Annotated in this window: 18 protein-coding genes and 1 tRNA gene; 9 read left to right on the forward strand and 10 right to left on the reverse strand. The window is 68.8% G+C overall.

Features of this window, described 5'->3' with window-relative positions; genetic code table 11:
- Positions 1-233 precede the first annotated feature (233 nt).
- A complete protein-coding gene (locus J2X59_RS14395) occupies positions 234-1,307 on the forward strand; it encodes a sigma-70 family RNA polymerase sigma factor (protein WP_326497126.1) in 1,074 nt (357 codons plus the stop codon).
- Positions 1,308-1,468: 161 nt separating this feature from the next.
- On the opposite strand, the gene J2X59_RS14400 is transcribed toward J2X59_RS14395, so the two are convergent.
- Positions 1,469-2,401: an NAD(+)/NADH kinase gene (locus J2X59_RS14400; protein ID WP_066651419.1), complete on the reverse strand. Its 933-nt coding sequence runs from the start codon at positions 2,399-2,401 to the stop codon at positions 1,469-1,471.
- 167 nt (positions 2,402-2,568) lie between these two features.
- Here J2X59_RS14400 and J2X59_RS14405 point away from each other — a divergent pair, with 167 nt between their 5' ends.
- Complete coding sequence (locus J2X59_RS14405; RefSeq protein ID WP_326497127.1) at positions 2,569-5,085, forward strand: ATP-dependent Clp protease ATP-binding subunit; 2,517 nt, start codon at positions 2,569-2,571, stop codon at positions 5,083-5,085.
- A 253-nt stretch (positions 5,086-5,338) separates the two neighbouring features.
- Here J2X59_RS14405 and J2X59_RS14410 read toward each other — a convergent pair whose 3' ends face one another.
- A complete protein-coding gene (locus J2X59_RS14410; RefSeq protein ID WP_326497128.1) occupies positions 5,339-6,157 on the reverse strand; it encodes a hypothetical protein in 819 nt (272 codons plus the stop codon).
- A 97-nt stretch (positions 6,158-6,254) separates the two neighbouring features.
- Positions 6,255-6,707 carry an SRPBCC family protein gene (locus J2X59_RS14415; protein ID WP_326497129.1) on the reverse strand — a complete coding sequence of 151 codons (453 nt, stop codon included), beginning with the start codon at positions 6,705-6,707 and terminating at the stop codon, positions 6,255-6,257.
- Between the two features lie 110 nt (positions 6,708-6,817).
- Here J2X59_RS14415 and J2X59_RS14420 point away from each other — a divergent pair, with 110 nt between their 5' ends.
- The 3 genes from J2X59_RS14420 to J2X59_RS14430 all read left to right on the forward strand — a co-directional run bounded on the left by J2X59_RS14420 (position 6,818) and on the right by J2X59_RS14430 (position 8,440).
- Complete coding sequence (locus tag J2X59_RS14420; protein WP_209684599.1) at positions 6,818-7,360, forward strand: amino-acid N-acetyltransferase; 543 nt, start codon at positions 6,818-6,820, stop codon at positions 7,358-7,360.
- A 121-nt stretch (positions 7,361-7,481) separates the two neighbouring features.
- Positions 7,482-8,174 carry a hypothetical protein gene (locus tag J2X59_RS14425; protein WP_326497130.1) on the forward strand — a complete coding sequence of 231 codons (693 nt, stop codon included), beginning with the start codon at positions 7,482-7,484 and terminating at the stop codon, positions 8,172-8,174.
- 98 nt (positions 8,175-8,272) lie between these two features.
- The gene (locus J2X59_RS14430; RefSeq protein ID WP_209684597.1) at positions 8,273-8,440 is read left to right on the forward strand and encodes a hypothetical protein; all 168 of its coding nucleotides are present in this window, start codon (positions 8,273-8,275) and stop codon (positions 8,438-8,440) included.
- Between the two features lie 349 nt (positions 8,441-8,789).
- On the opposite strand, the gene cspE is transcribed toward J2X59_RS14430, so the two are convergent.
- Positions 8,790-8,996, reverse strand: coding sequence for a transcription antiterminator/RNA stability regulator CspE (cspE, locus tag J2X59_RS14435; protein WP_022904520.1), 207 nt, complete (start codon positions 8,994-8,996; stop codon positions 8,790-8,792).
- A 343-nt stretch (positions 8,997-9,339) separates the two neighbouring features.
- On the opposite strand from cspE, the gene J2X59_RS14440 reads away from it, so the two are divergent.
- The gene (locus tag J2X59_RS14440; protein WP_251154309.1) at positions 9,340-9,723 is read left to right on the forward strand and encodes an SseB family protein; all 384 of its coding nucleotides are present in this window, start codon (positions 9,340-9,342) and stop codon (positions 9,721-9,723) included.
- Between the two features lie 151 nt (positions 9,724-9,874).
- On the opposite strand, the gene radA is transcribed toward J2X59_RS14440, so the two are convergent.
- Together radA and J2X59_RS14450 are read right to left on the reverse strand one after the other, a co-directional pair.
- On the reverse strand, positions 9,875-11,236 hold the full coding sequence (gene radA, locus J2X59_RS14445) for a DNA repair protein RadA (protein ID WP_251154308.1): 1,362 nt from the start codon (positions 11,234-11,236) through the stop codon (positions 9,875-9,877).
- A gap of 9 nt (positions 11,237-11,245) precedes the next feature.
- Positions 11,246-12,301, reverse strand: coding sequence for an SGNH/GDSL hydrolase family protein (locus J2X59_RS14450; RefSeq protein ID WP_326497131.1), 1,056 nt, complete (start codon positions 12,299-12,301; stop codon positions 11,246-11,248).
- Positions 12,302-12,441: 140 nt separating this feature from the next.
- Between J2X59_RS14450 and J2X59_RS14455 the strand changes: the two genes are divergently transcribed.
- The 3 genes from J2X59_RS14455 to J2X59_RS14465 all read left to right on the forward strand — a co-directional run bounded on the left by J2X59_RS14455 (position 12,442) and on the right by J2X59_RS14465 (position 14,019).
- Positions 12,442-12,531: transfer RNA gene (locus J2X59_RS14455), tRNA-Ser, on the forward strand.
- Positions 12,532-13,044: 513 nt separating this feature from the next.
- Positions 13,045-13,788: a M23 family metallopeptidase gene (locus J2X59_RS14460; protein WP_326497132.1), complete on the forward strand. Its 744-nt coding sequence runs from the start codon at positions 13,045-13,047 to the stop codon at positions 13,786-13,788.
- Positions 13,789-13,839: 51 nt separating this feature from the next.
- Positions 13,840-14,019: a hypothetical protein gene (locus J2X59_RS14465; protein ID WP_326497133.1), complete on the forward strand. Its 180-nt coding sequence runs from the start codon at positions 13,840-13,842 to the stop codon at positions 14,017-14,019.
- A gap of 84 nt (positions 14,020-14,103) precedes the next feature.
- Here the strand turns inward: J2X59_RS14465 and J2X59_RS14470 are convergent, their stop codons facing one another.
- From J2X59_RS14470 to J2X59_RS14485, 4 genes are all read right to left on the reverse strand, one after another.
- On the reverse strand, positions 14,104-14,313 hold the full coding sequence (locus tag J2X59_RS14470; protein ID WP_442781438.1) for an Lsr2 family DNA-binding protein: 210 nt from the start codon (positions 14,311-14,313) through the stop codon (positions 14,104-14,106).
- A gap of 398 nt (positions 14,314-14,711) precedes the next feature.
- Positions 14,712-15,680: a diacylglycerol/lipid kinase family protein gene (locus tag J2X59_RS14475; RefSeq protein ID WP_326497134.1), complete on the reverse strand. Its 969-nt coding sequence runs from the start codon at positions 15,678-15,680 to the stop codon at positions 14,712-14,714.
- Positions 15,681-15,706: 26 nt separating this feature from the next.
- A complete protein-coding gene (locus tag J2X59_RS14480) occupies positions 15,707-15,874 on the reverse strand; it encodes a hypothetical protein (RefSeq protein ID WP_224442027.1) in 168 nt (55 codons plus the stop codon).
- Between the two features lie 41 nt (positions 15,875-15,915).
- Positions 15,916-16,191, reverse strand: a 276-nt coding sequence (locus tag J2X59_RS14485; protein WP_326497135.1) for a fatty acid desaturase family protein, incomplete at its 5' end; no start/stop codon positions are given.

Genomic DNA, 16,191 nt, shown 5'->3' on the forward strand with positions numbered 1-16,191 from the left:
GTCGATGAAACATCCCTGCAACACCGGAAACACGGTGGCATCCCCTTGTGCACGGGCATCCGGCGGGGCCATCCTGACACCAGGCCTGTACCCCGCGGGGGACAGTTCTGCGGGTGAAGCACGACGTTCCCTGGGAATCGATCCGATCGGTTTGTGGGGTACACCTCGGGACCGCTTTACTCGTCAACACCCCCCACCGAGGCCATCACCGTCGAACCGCAGGGAGAGTCACCATGACGATCGCGACCGCAGCACCGAAGACGACGAGCACTGGCACCACCGCGCGCCGCAGCAAGAAGGCAGCAGCCGCGAAGACCGCCGTCACCGCGGTGGAGACCACCACGCTCGACGCCGTCGAGGTCGAGGCCGACGAGCAGCTCGCGGGTGTCCGCGGCGCCTCGGTCGACCAGGTCGGCGACTACCTGCGCCACATCGGGCGCCTCTCGCTCCTGACCGCCGAGGAAGAGGCGGACATCGCCCGCCGCATCGAGGTCGGTCTGTTCGCCGAGGAGAAGCTCGCCACCGAGGCCGGCATCGACAAGACGCTGCAGCGCGAGCTGCGCTGGCTCGTCCGCGACGGTGAGCGCGCCAAGGAGCGCATGATCACCTCGAACCTCCGACTCGTCGTGAGCATCGCGAAGCGGTACTCGCAGCGCGGTCTGCCGTTCATGGACGTCATCCAGGAGGGCAACCTCGGCCTGGTCCGCGCGGTCGAGAAGTTCGACTTCACGCAGGGCTACAAGTTCTCGACCTACGCCACCTGGTGGATCCGCCAGGCGATCTCGCGTGGTCTCGCCGACAAGGCGCGCACCATCCGCATCCCGGTGCACACCGTCGAGCTCATCAACAAGATCTCGCGCACCGAGCGTGACCTGACCGTCGACCTCGGCCGTGCGCCGATGCCCGACGAGGTCGCCGCCGAGCTCAGCATGAGCACCGAGGAACTCCTCGACCTCAAGGGCCGCTCGCACGAGCCGGTGTCGATCCACACCGTCGTCGGTGACTCCGACGACAGCGAGCTCGGCGACTTCATCGAGGACGAGGACGCCGCGAGCCCGAACGAGCTGACCGAGACGACGCTCCTGCACCGCGACATCCGGTCGATCGTCTCCGAGCTGCCGACCGACGAGGCCAACGTCATCCGCATGCGCTACGGCCTGGACGACGACAAGCCGATGACGCTCGACGAGATCTCGAAGATCGTGCACACCACGCGCCAGGCGGTCAGCCGCGTCGAGTCGCGTGCCAAGCTGCGCCTGTTCGCGAAGGCCGTGAGCCAGGACATGCAGCTGTACCTGACCGACTGAGGTCAGCAGGCTTCGGCCGACGCGTGAGCGTCGGCACGGGGAACCGGGTCGTCCTGTGGGAAGGCGGGCCGGTGGGGTGATGGGACGGCCCGTCCAGGCACTGCCTGGGCGGGCCACTTCGCTGTCCGGGGCGCTGCGGTCCCGCCCTGTCGTTGCCTGGGCTAGTCCTCGATCTCGCGGCCGAGCTTCTGGCGCAGGTCCTGCGGGATGAGCTCGATGAGCTGGTCCGGGCGGACCGGCAGGTCGAGCAGGCTGAGCTTCACGCGGCCGGTGCGTCCGTGCCGCTCGGCGTCCAGGCGCACCACGCTGCCGGCGTCCTTCCGCAGTCGGATGTCGATCTGCGCGCCGGTGGCGACCTCGCCCACGACGAGGCCGTCGACCTCGAGGGCCGCGCTCCGGGTACCCTCGGCGATGTCGAAGCGGTAGCGCTCCCGTGCCGCCAGGACCACGGCGCGGTCGATGCCCGCCATCGGGGCGACCGGCGTCACCACGGAGCCGGAGAGCGCCGGGGAGAGCACGGGGCCGCCGGCCGCGTAGTTGTACGCGGTGGACCCCGCGGGGGTCGCGGCGACGATGGCGTCCGCACGGTAGTACCCGTAGCCGAGCCCGTTCACGCTGAGGTCGGCGGACACCTGCCCGGCTCCCGGCCGTCGCACGATCGTCAGGTCGTTGAACGCCAGGTAGTCCGTCCGCGCCCCACCCCACGACAGCCGGGCCTCGAGTGCGTGGTGCGGTTCGAGCTGGTACTCGCCGGCGGACAACCGGTCGAGGGCGGCCTCGAGCTCGGGCGGTTCGATCTCGACCAGGAAGCCGACGTTGCCGTAGTTCACACCGAGCACGGGCACCGGGCGCTTCGCCACGAGCCGCATCGCACCGAGCATCGTGCCGTCCCCACCGAGCGCGACGACGAGGTCGACCTGGTCGGTGAAGTCGTCGTCGCCGATCACCTCGACGTCGCCGCCGATGCGCTGGGCGTCCGCCCGCCGGGCGACGAGCCGACCCAGTCCGGAGGCGTTCCACCCCTGCAGGGTCGCGATCGACTCCTGCACGTTCTTGGTGGGGTGGACGACGAGTCCGACGACGGGCTGCTCCATGCCCAGATCGTAACCGTCCGGGCCTGGTCGACGGCAGGTGCGGAGGTCGCGGGCCACCGGGCGAAGAGAGGTCACGCCCACGGCGAACAGGGGCAGCCCTGCGGGGGTCCGCTGGTTAGTCTCGATGTACGTCACCGAGCTCCCACGAGCCCGGCAAGGGAGAGCACATGTTCGAGAGATTCACCGACCGAGCCCGTCGTGTTGTCGTCCTCGCTCAAGAAGAAGCGAAGATGCTCAACCACAACTACATCGGCACCGAGCACATCCTCCTCGGCCTCATCCACGAGGGCGAGGGCGTCGCCGCCAAGGCGCTGGAGTCGCTCGGCATCTCGCTCGATGCCGTCCGCGAGCAGGTCCAGGACATCATCGGGCAGGGCCAGCAGCAGCCGACCGGGCACATCCCGTTCACGCCGCGCGCCAAGAAGGTGCTCGAGCTGTCCCTGCGCGAGGCGCTGCAGCTCGGCCACAACTACATCGGGACCGAGCACATCCTGCTCGGCCTCATCCGCGAGGGCGAGGGCGTCGCCGCCCAGGTCCTCGTCAAGCTCGGTGCGGACCTCAACCGCGTCCGTCAGCAGGTCATCCAGCTCCTGTCCGGGTACCAGGGCAAGGAAGCGGTCGCCGTCGGCGGCGAGCAGCAGCAGAACGCCCAGCAGGGTTCGCAGGTCCTCGACCAGTTCGGTCGGAACCTCACCCAGGCGGCGCGCGACGGCAAGCTCGACCCGGTCATCGGGCGCGAGAAGGAGATGGAGCGGGTCATGCAGATCCTGTCCCGCCGCTCCAAGAACAACCCCGTCCTGATCGGTGAGCCGGGCGTCGGCAAGACCGCGGTCGTCGAGGGCCTCGCCCAGGCGATCGTCAAGGGTGACGTCCCGGAGACGCTGAAGGACAAGCAGCTCTACTCGCTCGACCTCGGGTCGCTCATCGCCGGGTCCCGCTACCGCGGTGACTTCGAGGAGCGCCTCAAGAAGGTCACGAAGGAGATCCGCACCCGCGGCGACATCATCGTCTTCATCGACGAGATCCACACGCTCGTCGGTGCCGGTGCTGCCGAGGGCGCGATCGACGCCGCGTCGATCCTCAAGCCGCTCCTCGCCCGCGGTGAGCTGCAGACGGTCGGTGCGACCACGCTCGACGAGTACCGCAAGCACTTCGAGAAGGACGCCGCACTCGAGCGTCGCTTCCAGCCGGTGCAGGTCAACGAGCCGTCGCTGCCGCACGCGATCAACATCCTCAAGGGCCTCCGCGACAAGTACGAGGCGTTCCACAAGGTGTCCATCACCGACGGCGCGATCGTCGCCGCGGCGAACCTGGCGGACCGCTACGTGCAGGACCGCTTCCTGCCGGACAAGGCCATCGACCTGATCGACGAGGCCGGCGCACGCCTCCGCCTGTCGATCCTGTCGGCGCCGCCGGAGCTCCGCGAGTTCGACGAGAAGATCTCGACGGTTCGCGGACAGAAGGAAGCCGCGATCGAGGAGCAGGACTTCGAGAAGGCCGCGAGCCTGCGCGACGAGGAGAAGAAGCTCCTCGGCGAGCGTCTCCGCCTCGAGAAGCAGTGGCGTGCGGGTGACGTCGCCGCGTCCGGCACCGTCGACGAGGGCATCATCGCCGAGGTCCTGGCGCAGGCCACGGGCATCCCGGTGTTCAAGCTCACGGAGGAGGAGACCTCGCGTCTCGTCTTCATGGAGAAGGTCCTGCACGAGCGCGTCATCGGTCAAGAGGAAGCCATCTCAGCCCTCTCGAAGACGATCCGTCGTACCCGTGCCGGTCTGAAGGACCCGAACCGCCCCTCGGGCTCGTTCATCTTCGCCGGCCCCACGGGCGTCGGGAAGACCGAGCTCGCCAAGGCGCTCGCCGAGTTCCTGTTCGACGACGAGGGCGCGCTGATCTCCCTCGACATGTCGGAGTTCGGTGAGAAGCACACGGTCTCGCGACTGTTCGGTGCCCCTCCCGGGTTCGTCGGCTTCGAGGAGGGCGGCCAGCTCACCGAGAAGGTGCGCCGCAAGCCGTTCTCCGTGGTCCTGTTCGACGAGATCGAGAAGGCCCACCCGGACATCTTCAACTCGCTGCTGCAGGTCCTCGAAGAGGGTCGTCTGACCGATGGTCAGGGCCGCGTGGTCGACTTCAAGAACACCGTCATCATCATGACCACGAACCTCGGTTCGCAGGGCATCGCGGGTGGCCCGGTGGGCTTCCAGGTCGAGGGTGACTCGGCCGTGGGCTACGACCGCATGCGCTCGAAGGTGAACGAGGAGCTCAAGAAGCACTTCAAGCCCGAGTTCCTGAACCGTGTCGACGACACGATCGTGTTCCCGCAGCTCTCGCAGTCCGAGCTGCTGCAGATCGTGGACCTGTTCGTGAAGCGCCTGGCGGACCGCCTGCTGGACCGCGACATGACGGTGGAGCTGACGCTCGCCGCCAAGGAGCAGCTCATCAAGGTCGGCTTCGACCCGGCACTCGGTGCTCGTCCGCTGCGTCGCGCGATGCAGCACGAGGTCGAGGACCAGCTGTCCGAGCACATCCTGCAGGGTGAGCTCAACGCGGGCGACCACGTGAAGGTCGACTTCGTGGACGGGAAGTTCGACTTCGAGACCGGGCGCCAGCCGGGTCGCGAAGAGGTCCTCGCCGGGGCTCCCGCGGTCGAGTCCGCGGAGACCCCGCAGGGCGAGATCGAGTCCTAGGACCGGTTCCACTCGGACGGGAGGCGCGGTGCCGGCTGGCACCGCGCCTTCCGTCCGTTCGTGGTCGCGGATCCGTGTGCGGGTTCCGGCGTGCGCTGCGGACGCGACCCCCGGGCGGGGGGTACCGTTGTTCGTGCGAGGGTTCCCCCCAACACCTCGCGACCGACGTCCGGCTGGTTCCCCCAACAGGTCGGACGTCAGTGGCCCCGGTCTCCCCCCGACCGGGGCCACTTCTCGTTCCGGTGAGTGTCCGTCAGCCGAGCGTCGCGGCGAACTCCCTGACGGCGCGCTCCCAGCGCTCCGGGTCCTCGTTCCACTCGAGCGTGTGCCGGGCGTGCGCGAAGGTCTCGACCCGGGCGCCGCGGGCGCGGTGCGTCTCGACGTCGGCCGCTGCCACCAGGGCATCGGCCGTCGAGTGCAGCAGGAGGGTGGGCGTGCGGTCGTCCTGCCAGCGGGTGACCGTGAGGGGGTAGGGCACCCCGGCGAGGCGGCTGAGACCCGGTGTGGTCGCGATCCGTCCCGCGACCACACCGACGGCCGCCGGGAAGCGCGCGGTCGTCACGGCGCCGCGCAGGGCCGACCGGACGTCGAGGAGCGGTGCGACCCCGACGATGCCGTCGACCGGCGTGCGTGCCGCCGCGGCGGAGGCAGCGAGGGCGCCGGCGGACCAACCCTGCAGCACCACCCGATCGGCTCCGCGGGCACGCGCGGCGTGCGCGGCTGCGGCGACGCGGTCGACCGCGGCGGGATCGAGGGAGCGCAGCGGCAGGTCGGACGTGTCGACCACCTGGTTGGAGGCGCCGAGCTCCCGCCAGACGCGCAGGCCACGCAGGACCTGCTGCGGGCCGAGCGACTGGCCGTGCACGTGGACGACGTGCGTGCGCCCGACGACGCCGTCCGGTTCGGTGCCCGGGACGGACCGCTCGTCGGCGTACACCAGCTCGGACTCCGGGGGCACGAACGGTGCGGGGCGGAGGAGCCGGCGAGCGGCGGCGGCCCCGAGGGCGACGCTGCCGGCGGTGGCGATCACGGTGCCGGTGACGGCGGTGCGGACGAGCTGCATGGTGTCCACCCTGCCAGGGTGACGTGTGCGTGCGGTCCCGTCCACAGCGGAACGGGAGGCGCGGTGCCAGCTGGCACCGCGCCTCCCGTCCGTCGTGCTGCGGGTCCTAGGCCTGGACGTCGCCGCGCCAGCCCGGCTCGGTCGGGGCGTTCTCGACGCGCTCCTTGTAGTTCTGCAGGTCCTTCTTGACCGCGTGACCACCGACGCCGACCGCGGAGCCGAGCTTCTCGAGGAAGCCCGACGGCTCCCAGTCGATCTGCGCGGTGACGCGGGTCTCGTTGTCGGACAGCTTGTGGAACGTGACGACGCCCGCGTGGTCGGTGTCGCCGTCCTTGACGGTCCACGCGACGCGCTCGTCCGGGTGCTGCTCGGTGATGACGGCGCGGAACTGGCGCTCCTGACCGGCGACCTTGACGGTCCAGTCGGTGGTCTTGTCGTCGACCTGGACGATCTTCTCGACCTCGTCGAGGAAGTGGGGGAACTCCTCGAACCGGGTCCACTGGTCGTAGGCCTGGCGGACGGGGACGTTGACGTCGACGGTCTCGATGATCTGGGGCATGGTCGCTCCTTCGTTTCGTCGTGCTCTTCGGGTTCGTGACCGACGCTATGCCGGTCCGGCTGGAGGGTCCCCAGGGCAGTGTCCCCCTGCTGCGCCGTATGCTCGACGGGATGAGTGGCAACGGGAAGCACGCGTTCGACGAACGGGACGAGCACGGCATCCGGGTGCGCCCGGCCCTGGCCTCGGACGTGCCGCACATCCAGCGGCTCATCGCTCCGTACGTCGACCGGCGCATCCTGCTCGGTAAGGAGAACGTCGCGCTCTACGGCTCGATCCAGCAGTTCCGGATCGCCGAGGGGCCGGACGGCACGCCGATCGGCTGCGGTGCCCTCGCGGTGTTCTGGGACGACATCGCCGAGGTCCGCACGCTCGCGCTCGACGCCGACTGGATCCACAAGCGGGTCGGCCACCGGATGCTCGAGGCGCTCGAGCACGACGCCCGGGAGCTCGGCGTCGCCCGCATCTTCTGCCTGACCTTCGAGGTCGAGTTCTTCGCGAAGCACGGGTACCTGGAGATCGGCGAGCAGGTCGTGTCGCCGGACGTGTACGCCGAGCTCGTGCGCTCGTCGGACGAGGGGGTCGCGGAGTTCCTCGACCTCGCCCGGGTGAAGCCGAACACGCTCGGCAACACCCGCATGTTGAAGATCCTCTGACCGGGATCCTTCGGCCAGGGGCCTCTGACCGGCGATCCGCTGCCTGTGGATTGCTGACGCGTTCGGCTGCGCATCGGCGTCGCGTCGCTGCGGAGAGACCCGTTCGCCCTACCCTGTGCGCATGTCGTCGTTCCGTCACCCTGTCGGACCCGAGTCGTCCGGTGTCTACTGGCGTCGTCGCGCGCTCGTCGCCGGCGTGTTGCTGCTCGTCGTCGTGGTGGTCGTGCTGATCGTGGTCGGGCGGGGGAGCGGGGCCTCGTCCGCGTCGGCCCCGGGGGCCTCGCCGTCGGCTGGTGGTGGGGCCTCGCTCGCCCCGTCGGCGTCCGGGGGGCCGACCGCTCCGGCCGGCGCCGGGGCATCACCCGCCCCGTCGGCGTCCGCCACGGCACCCGCTTCGGCCTCCGGTGACGCCACGACGTGCTCCGAGGACCAGATCGAGCTCACGCCGGTCGTCGACAAGGGCACCTACGGGCCGACCGAGGACCCGCAGATCGCGATGTCGATCACGAACACCGGCTCCGACTCGTGCCACCTGGACCTCGGCTCGGCGCAGCAGGTCCTGACGATCAGCTCCGGGCAGGAGCAGTACTGGTCGTCGAAGGACTGCCAGACGGGCGGGACGAACCAGGACGTCACCATCAAGGCGGGGCAGGAGCTCACCACACCGGCGATCGCCTGGGACCGCACGCGCTCGTCGACGACCACGTGCGACGGGGCTCGGCCGTCGGTGCCCGGTGGCGGGGCGAGCTACCACCTGCAGGTGTCGGTGGGGGACCTGGAGTCGAAGGAGTCGGCGCAGTTCGTGCTGAACTGACGCGGCCCTGCGACGATCCACCCTGCGGCGCGCCCGGCACGTCATCCGAGTGACGCACTCAGTACTGGGAGCTGTCGACTCTGCGTCATGCTGACAGAGTGTCGGATCAGGGAATCGTGCGGGAGTCAGCCTCGGCCTACGAGCGCGATCACGGCGTCGAGCCGGTGAAGATCGCGACGCTCAAGGGGCTCCGGAAGCGCGCGAAGCGCGGTCTGTTCGAGCCCGCGGACGACACGATCTGGTCGGACGGCGTCCGGAGCGAGTAGCGGCGCTGCTGCCGAGGGGCTGCTCCCGGACCTCCTCCTAGAGCTGCTCCTCGACCGAACCCGGTTCGAGTCCGGTCATGAAGTCGTCGAGGAACGTCTGCATGTCGAACGGCTGCGCGCTGTCTTCCGGTCCGTGGTGCGTGGAAGTCATGCCACCACGCTACGTCACTTCGCTAGGGCGTCTAGCGATTTGTCCGGAAGCGGCGCTGCGCGGAAGCAGCGCCTCTTGGAGGCGAGGCTGTCCGGAGGCGGCGCTGACCCGAGGCGGCGCTGCCCGGAAGCGACGCCGCCTGGACATGCGAACGGGCCCGCCGTCCGAAGACGACGAGCCCGTTCCGAGCAGCTGAGGTCAGCCGATGACCGAGATGTTCTCGGCCTGCGGGCCCTTGCGGCCCTCGGTGATCTCGAATTCGACCTTCTGGTTCTCCTCGAGCGACTTGTAGCCGTTGCCAGCGATCGCGGAGAAGTGCGCGAAGACGTCGGCGCTGCCGTCGTCCGGAGCGATGAAGCCGAAGCCCTTTTCGTTGTTGAACCACTTGACGGTGCCAGTTGCCATGATGGCGTTTCCTTAACTTTCTTGCCAGGCCACGTTCGTTGCCTGTCTTGCGAGACGGCTCTTGCTGCCGCCGATCCACCGACGGTTGTCGTCAGATCAGTGCGTCCCGCGGGCATGGGCCGGTGGGACGGGTTCGGGGCCAGGCGACCTGGGAAGATCAGTGACCGATGGCGCTCGAAGGTGCAGAGCACCGGAAGAACGATGGACTCCCGCCGAAGCGGTTGAGACCAACCTACCGTGCTGTGGCCGCAATGGAAGAGGCAGCGCCCACTTCTGTGCAGGATCTCCGCCTCGCAGCCGTTCCTGTTCGCCGTCGGCGTGCAGATCTGGTGGACTAGGGGTGATGGCAGACAAGGAACAGCGCTTCCGGAGCGAGCAGCTCGAGGAGGCCCTCGCGAAGCAGGACGTCGCCGCGGTCGCGTTCGCCCTGCGGAACGACATCGTGATCGTCCCCCGGCTCGTCACCGGCAAGAAGGACATGCAGGTCCGCGTCTTCGGCCGCGAGGGCTCGGACAAGCGCATCCTGCTGCTCTTCTCGTCCGCCGACGCGTACACCGCGATGGTCCCGGACGAGAAGGTCCGCCAGGTCATGGTCTACGACGGGCCGCGGCTCGACGAGTTCCTGGCGGCGCACCTCGACTCGCTCGAGGGCGTGTTCTTCGACATCGCCGGGCCCCACACGATGCAGGCGGCACCGTCAGACCTGCTGGCGGCGCTCCGCGCGTAGTCGCGGGCCTGGGCGGCGTCGGTTCGCTCTGGAGGCGCGACGCGCGACCGTCCTGCGGCTCGCCACGGGCGATCGGTCCGGTCCGGCCTGGTCCGGTTCGGTTCGGTCAGATCTCGTCTGGTCCGGTCCGGGCTGTCCGTTCCGGTTCCGGTCAGAACGCGCGGTCGAGCTCGCGTTCACGGACCGACTGCGTCAGAGAGAACGCGACCCGCAGCGCCTCGCGCAGGTGCTCGGCGTCCGCGCCGAGCACGGTGGTGAACCCGAGCCGCGAGGCCTCGTTCGCGCGCTGCTTCGCGCCCGTCGCCGGACGGATCTCGCCCGCCAGGCTGATCTCGCCCACCGCCGCGAGCGTGTGCGGGTACGGACGGTCCCGCGCCGCGCTCGCCAGGGCCAGCGCGATCGCCAGGTCGGCGCCCGGTTCGGTGAGCTTCATCCCGCCCACCGTCGAGACGTAGACGTCCGCATCGGACAGCTTCAGGCCGGCGCGTCGTTCGAGCACAGCGAGCAGCATCGCCACGCGTGACGCGTCGACGCCGTTCACGACCCGGCGCGGCTGCGGTGCCGAGCTCGGCACGACGAGCGCCTGCACCTCGACCGGGAGCGCACGGCGTCCTTCGAGTGCCACGGTCACGCACGTGCCCGACACCGGGGTGCCGTTCCGCGACATGAAGAGTCCGCTCGGGTCCGGGACCTCGTGGATCCCGTCTCCGGCCATGTCGAAGCAACCGACCTCGTCCGTCGGGCCGAAGCGGTTCTTGAGCGCTCGCACGAACCGGAGCGCGGTCTGCCGGTCGCCCTCGAAGTGGCAGACGACGTCGACCAGGTGTTCGAGCAGTCGCGGACCCGCGATCGTGCCGTCCTTCGTGACGTGGCCGACGATGAGGACCGGCAGTGACCGCTCCTTCGCCACCCGGATGAGCGTGGAAGCGACCTCGCGCACCTGGGAGGTGCCGCCGGCGATGCCGTCCACGGTGCTCGACGAGATCGTCTGCACGGAGTCGGCGATCACCAGGTCCGGCTGCACCTGGTCGATCTGCCCGAGGATGACGCCGAGGTCGACCTCGCTCGCCAGGTAGAGCTGGTCGTGCATGGCGTTCGTGCGCTCGGCGCGGAGTCGGACCTGGTCCACCGACTCCTCGGCGCTGACGTAGAGGACCCGCTTGCCGGTCGCTGCCGCACGGGAGGCGACTTCGAGCAGGAGCGTCGACTTGCCCACGCCCGGCTCGCCGGAGAGCAGCACGGCGGCCCCGGGCACGATGCCGCCGCCCAGGACGCGGTCGAACTCACCGATGCCGGACGTCCACCGCTGGACCCCGGTCCCGCGGGCCTCGGTGATCGGTCGGGCCACGCGCGCTCCGGCGACGGAGACGGCAGCGGTACCGCGCGAGCTCGCCGCGGCCGCCGTCGTGTCCTCGACCGTGCCCCACGCCTGGCACTCACCGCAGCGGCCGACCCACTTGATGCTGGTCCACCCGCACTCGGTGCAGCGGTAGAGGGACTGGGTGCGCGCCATGGCTCGAGGCTAGAGCGCCCCGCCGACACCGCGGTGCCGCGGAGCATGCCGGCCGTGATCGGTGTCCTCGCCGTGCTCGTCGTCGGCGCCGCGCTCGTCGTCCTCGTCGTGCGCGGGCGTCCGGTCGTGGCCGCATGCCTGCTCCGGCAAGGGGATGCCGCCCGTCATCCGCTGCCGCAGCCGCTCCACGCGGCCGGGTCGGCCGCCGTGGTCGAGCTCCGCCGCGTGCTCGACGTCCTGCTCGGCCCGGGCGCTGGCGACGGCGCCGGCCTCGCGCCCGAGGTCCTCGGCCTCGCGTGCGGACAGGTAGTGCCGGATCGCGGCGACGGTGTCCACGCGGGCATCGACCGCGGGCTCGAAGGCGCTCGCCCAGATCTCGTACCCGCGGTCGTTCGGGTGGAACAGGTCGCCGTAGCTGTTGAAGAACGTCCGACGGAGCCCGACGCGCTTCGTGATGACGTGGAGCGGCGCCACGGTCAACCCGAGTTCGGCGGCGACACGGTGCACGATCTCGTTCGCCACGGCGACCTTGCGCTCCCGGTCGGGCACGAACATGCACGGGAGCTCGGCGACGACCGCGTGCGAGGGCACGGCGCTGTAGATCGCGCGGATGTTCCGCTCGAACTTGTCCGGGTGGAAGTCCGCGATGTCGTTCGCCCCGATCGACACCGTGCAGATGTCCGGGGTGTACTGCCGCAGTTTCGGGAGCTGGTCCTGCTTCGCACCCCACGTCGTCGCGCCCGAGACGCTGAGGTTCACCACCCGCACCGACATGCGCGACCGGTGCCGGATGCGGCGGGCCAGGAGGCCGACGTACCCGCGCCCCGGAGCGGTGGCGCCGACGCCCTGCGCGGCGGAGTCGCCGATCGCGAGGTACGTCAGCTGCCCCTCGTGCTGCAGGCGCTCCCGCCACCAGTCCGCATGTACGGGGAGCATGTCGACCACGCGCTGGGACGCGGCTCGCTGCCCCCGGATCCCCGCGCGAGCACCGAACGCGCCACCACCCACGACGGCGAGCCCGCCGATGACGGAGGTGAGCAGGGCGACGAGGGTGCGGGTCTTCATGCCGGAGACCGTACGCGGGCTCGCTCACCTCGGGCTCTGCTGAGGCCGGCCCGTGGATGAACGGCGGGACAGCGCCGGCTGTGCAGGGGAGCGGCCCGTGGTGGTCGTGAGCACCGCCGGAGTCGTGTAAACTCTTTCCCGGTACCGTGTCCGAGCGGCCGAAGGATCATGTCTCGAAAACATGTGTGGGGGCAACTCCACCGTGGGTTCAAATCCCACCGGTACCGCCACAGAAAACCCCCGCCCCCGCGGGGGTTTTCTTGTTCCTGGTAGTGCCCGTGGTGCGTCTCTGGTGCAGATCTCGATCGGGACCTCCCGCGCTGCACGGTCGAGCCTCCTCAAACTCAAGCCGGAGTCCGCCCATGGTCCAGGACAGCGTGCGCTTCACGGTGCGCGTTGAGACCTCGGCCGCCGCACGATGACCGTGTCAGACTTCGGGGTTGCAGGCCGGACGGGCGAGAGGGTGAGCGTTGCGTCGTGGCGGTCGGATCGATACCTCGTAGAAGGAGCACTGGCTCTTCTGGTAGGGGCAGCGGTGCAGGATCGAGGGTTAGGTAGCTGCGCGTCATGCCTTAGCGCATTAGAGGCGCGGCGGCCGGTTCTGGTGATACACCTCGGTTTGGCGGTACCGAGGACGGCAGATGATCTTGGGGCGACCGTCAGGCCAGCTCTTGTGCCTGCGCCGCATCTCGGTACCCTGGTAAGGCGGGGGCGCAGGGGCGTCCCCTGCGAGAGGGGACAACGTGGTCAAACACGAACACACCGGCGGCCCGACCAGGCGCCAGCTGCTTACGTACGCGGGTGCCGCAGCGGGAGCCGCAGCCATGGGGGCTGCATCTTTCGGTTCGGTGCCGGCCTTCGCTGCCGTTGCCTGGCGGTACCCGTTCACTAGGGAATACCCGATCGGATCGCCCTTCGGCCCCCGGCCATCGCCCGGAGGTATTGGCAGTACCGACCACCAGGGGCTCGACTTCACCGCCGGGAAGGACACGCGTATCCACGCAATTGCCGCCGGTACCGTGATTTTCGCTGGAGTCAGCGGCGGCTACGGCAATTTAACGAAGATCCAGCATGCTGACGGATATGTCAGCTACTACGGGCATCAAAATCACATTGACATCGCGAACGGCGCGAAGGTCTCTGCCGGCCAGTTCATTGGGCGCGTTGGTACGACGGGCACATCTACTGGGAACCACCTGCACCTGGGGATAACGCGTAACGGCACTTTCATCGATCCCGCTCCTCTGGTGGTCGGGGCGCCCTTTGCGAACGATTCATCAGCACCGTCCACGCCGAGGGACCCCTACCTTAAGGTAATTAAGTCTCCCGGCCGTGGCATGGCAGTAGTGGGTGCCGGCTATTTCAGGGATCTTCCGACTAAAGAGTTCCAGCAGTGCGCAGAGGCGTTGTGGGGAGACGCAATGCCCGGAAATGATCGACAGTTCGATCTCTGGAAGGCCATTTCACTACAGGGAACAAAAGTCTAACGGTCGTCCCAATCTTGGCGAAGCGTCACTCATTTTAGGAGAAATAATCTTATGAAGCTCATTCAAGCCCCTGATCGCGGAATTGCCGTTGTCGGTGCCGGTTATTACAAGGTGCTGAAGGCGGGTGAAGAAGTCGAGCAGGCGGTGAAGCTTTGGGGCAACCCGTTGATTGGCAACGACCGTCAGTTTGACGTTTGGAAGGCAATCGCCCTGCAGGGTACTTCGGCCTGAGAGATCAGCTGCTCCGTATCGACGTCGGTCGGTACGACCAACGACGGCCGGCATCCCGCGGGGGTGCCGGCCGTCGTCGTGGTGTCAGTGCGCGGCGTCGTACGCGTCGCGCACGGCCTGGTTGATCCGGCCACGGCTGGAGACCTCGTGACCGTTCGCGTTGGCCCACTCGCGGATCTTCGCGAGCTCGTCGGAGGAGTTGCCGCGCTTCGCGGTGCTGCCACCGCTGGTGCGGTTCTGGCGACCGCTGACCTTGCGAGCGGCGGCGACGTAGTCGGAGAACGCTTCGCGCAGCGCGTCGGCGTTGTCGTCCGATCACGCATCTCCAACTCTGCCCGCACGAGAGAGTTCGTGCAAGACGGCTCAAATGAGGACAGACCCACGCTCGTTGGGTGCCCATACTGAAGAAGCTTCGGCTGGTTGCCGGAGAAGAGCTCCGTCGTGCTCTCTGATCGCACGACGGCACTCGAGCGGCGCCTGGCGTCCAGCTTTCCCGGGCGTGGGCGCCGCTTTCCAACAGGACGCGCCGCTGTCAGCGAGGGTGGGTGAGCCGGTATATCCCGGATGGCACCATGACAGGGCGAACACTTGTGAGTGGCAGGCAGCCAAGTACGGACTCGACGTTCCGGCAAACGTTTCGCGCGGAGTGGAGCGCGGGCTGTCTGCTCTGGGTCTCGGGACTACCTGCGCGGCTACCGAGCGCCGAGTCGCGGTGATGTGCGGAGGGTAAGGCCGCAGTGGTGGGTAGTGAGAGTCACCGATCGGACCGTTCCGAATGGGTCGCCGTCGAGCTGAACGCGCTCCGGTGTGTCCAGGTCGAGGCGGAGGTTCCGTGCCCGGGTGGTGGGGAGTGCACGTGATCGTGGAAGGACCTTGGCGAGCACACGCCCGAAGCCGGTGCGGGCGAAGAACCGGTTGAGGGTGAGGGTGTAGCCGATTTTGGTCCACCCAAACCAGCCGTTGGGCCGGAACGCGACAGCGTCAAGGATGCCGTCATCGGGTTCCGCGCGCGGCAGAAGCAGGACGCCGGCGGTGAGGGTGCCGCAGTTGCCGACGATGATCGTGTGCGCCCGCATCGAGCGTGCTGGGCCGTTGTCCAGCCTGTAGCGGATGGGGATCTGACGGTTGCCGATCACGGACCGGGCGATGGGGTCGGAGTACGCCACCCAGCCGAAGCGCTTCTTGACCCAGGCGTTAGTGTCGGCGGCCATGCTCGCGTCGAGTCCGATGCCCGCCATGACGAGGAACACGTGTTCGCTTGTCGAATGGTCGGCGTGGGTCAGCTCCGCAAGTCCCAGATCGATCTGCCGGTCGGTGCCGGTGAAGACAGTGTCGATGACCGCGTCGACGTCGTTGCGGGGCAGGCCAAGGTTGCGGGCGAAGAGGTTCCCGGTGCCGGTCGGGAGAACTGCGACGGGGATTCCGGTGCCCCGGAGTTCTTCCGCGACGATTCGCAGTGTTCCGTCGCCGCCGACGGCGAGGATGACGTCGGGGGCGCTGCCGGCGGCTGCTCGTGCGGCGGCGCGGCCGCCGTCGCCAGCCGCTGTCGGGTACCAGCGCGTCGATCCCCACCCATGCCGGACGGCAGCCGCGTCGAGTACCCCCTGCAGTCGATGTTGGTCGGTCTTGGTCGGGTTGAGGACGACCGCGGCAGTGCGCACGGATGCGAGTGAGGGTGTTGCCGGGTTCAGTTGACGCGCCTGGCCTTGCGTCCGGCACGGCGGACTGCGCCGAAGATCAGGGTCCCGACGAACAGGACGATGCCGATGATCGCGAGCCAGAGCAGGCCCTTCAGTGCGAAGCCGACGATCGCGAGGATGACCCAGAGGGTGAGGAGGACGATGACGGTCTTCATGGTGATGCTTCCTGTCGGAGGTGGGAAGAGCGAGAGTGGGGTCAGTGGATGCGGAGCTCGGCGACCATCGGGCAGGCGAAGGGGTCGCGTGCGGCGAGACCGACCCGGTTCAGGTAGCGGACGACGATGCCGTACGACCGCAGCAGCGTCGTCTCGGTGTACGGCACGTCGAGCGTCTCGCAGTGGTCGCGGACCAGCAGGCGGGCCTGCTTCAGCGCCGGCCGCGGCATCGACGGGAACAGGTGGTGCTCGACCTGGTAGTTCAGGCCCCCCATCAGGAACGACACCCACCAGCCACCGCGGATGTTCCGCGAGGT

Origin of the sequence: Curtobacterium sp. 260 (genome assembly GCF_030803485.1) — a bacterium.
Taxonomy (GTDB): Bacteria; Actinomycetota; Actinomycetes; order Actinomycetales; family Microbacteriaceae; genus Curtobacterium.

Bases quoted from the DNA above. Each gene is read 5' to 3' on its own strand.
- J2X59_RS14395 (WP_326497126.1), top strand. From the start codon at position 234: ATGACGATCGCGACCGCAGCACCGAAGACGACGAGCACTGGCACCACC.
- J2X59_RS14400 (WP_066651419.1), bottom strand. From the start codon at position 2,401: ATGGAGCAGCCCGTCGTCGGACTCGTCGTCCACCCCACCAAGAACGTG.
- J2X59_RS14405 (WP_326497127.1), top strand. From the start codon at position 2,569: ATGTTCGAGAGATTCACCGACCGAGCCCGTCGTGTTGTCGTCCTCGCT.
- J2X59_RS14415 (WP_326497129.1), bottom strand. From the start codon at position 6,707: ATGCCCCAGATCATCGAGACCGTCGACGTCAACGTCCCCGTCCGCCAG.
- J2X59_RS14420 (WP_209684599.1), top strand. From the start codon at position 6,818: ATGAGTGGCAACGGGAAGCACGCGTTCGACGAACGGGACGAGCACGGC.
- J2X59_RS14425 (WP_326497130.1), top strand. From the start codon at position 7,482: ATGTCGTCGTTCCGTCACCCTGTCGGACCCGAGTCGTCCGGTGTCTAC.
- cspE (WP_022904520.1), bottom strand. From the start codon at position 8,996: ATGGCAACTGGCACCGTCAAGTGGTTCAACAACGAAAAGGGCTTCGGC.
- J2X59_RS14440 (WP_251154309.1), top strand. From the start codon at position 9,340: ATGGCAGACAAGGAACAGCGCTTCCGGAGCGAGCAGCTCGAGGAGGCC.
- radA (WP_251154308.1), bottom strand. From the start codon at position 11,236: ATGGCGCGCACCCAGTCCCTCTACCGCTGCACCGAGTGCGGGTGGACC.
- J2X59_RS14450 (WP_326497131.1), bottom strand. From the start codon at position 12,301: ATGAAGACCCGCACCCTCGTCGCCCTGCTCACCTCCGTCATCGGCGGG.
- J2X59_RS14465 (WP_326497133.1), top strand. From the start codon at position 13,840: ATGAAGCTCATTCAAGCCCCTGATCGCGGAATTGCCGTTGTCGGTGCC.
- J2X59_RS14480 (WP_224442027.1), bottom strand. From the start codon at position 15,874: ATGAAGACCGTCATCGTCCTCCTCACCCTCTGGGTCATCCTCGCGATC.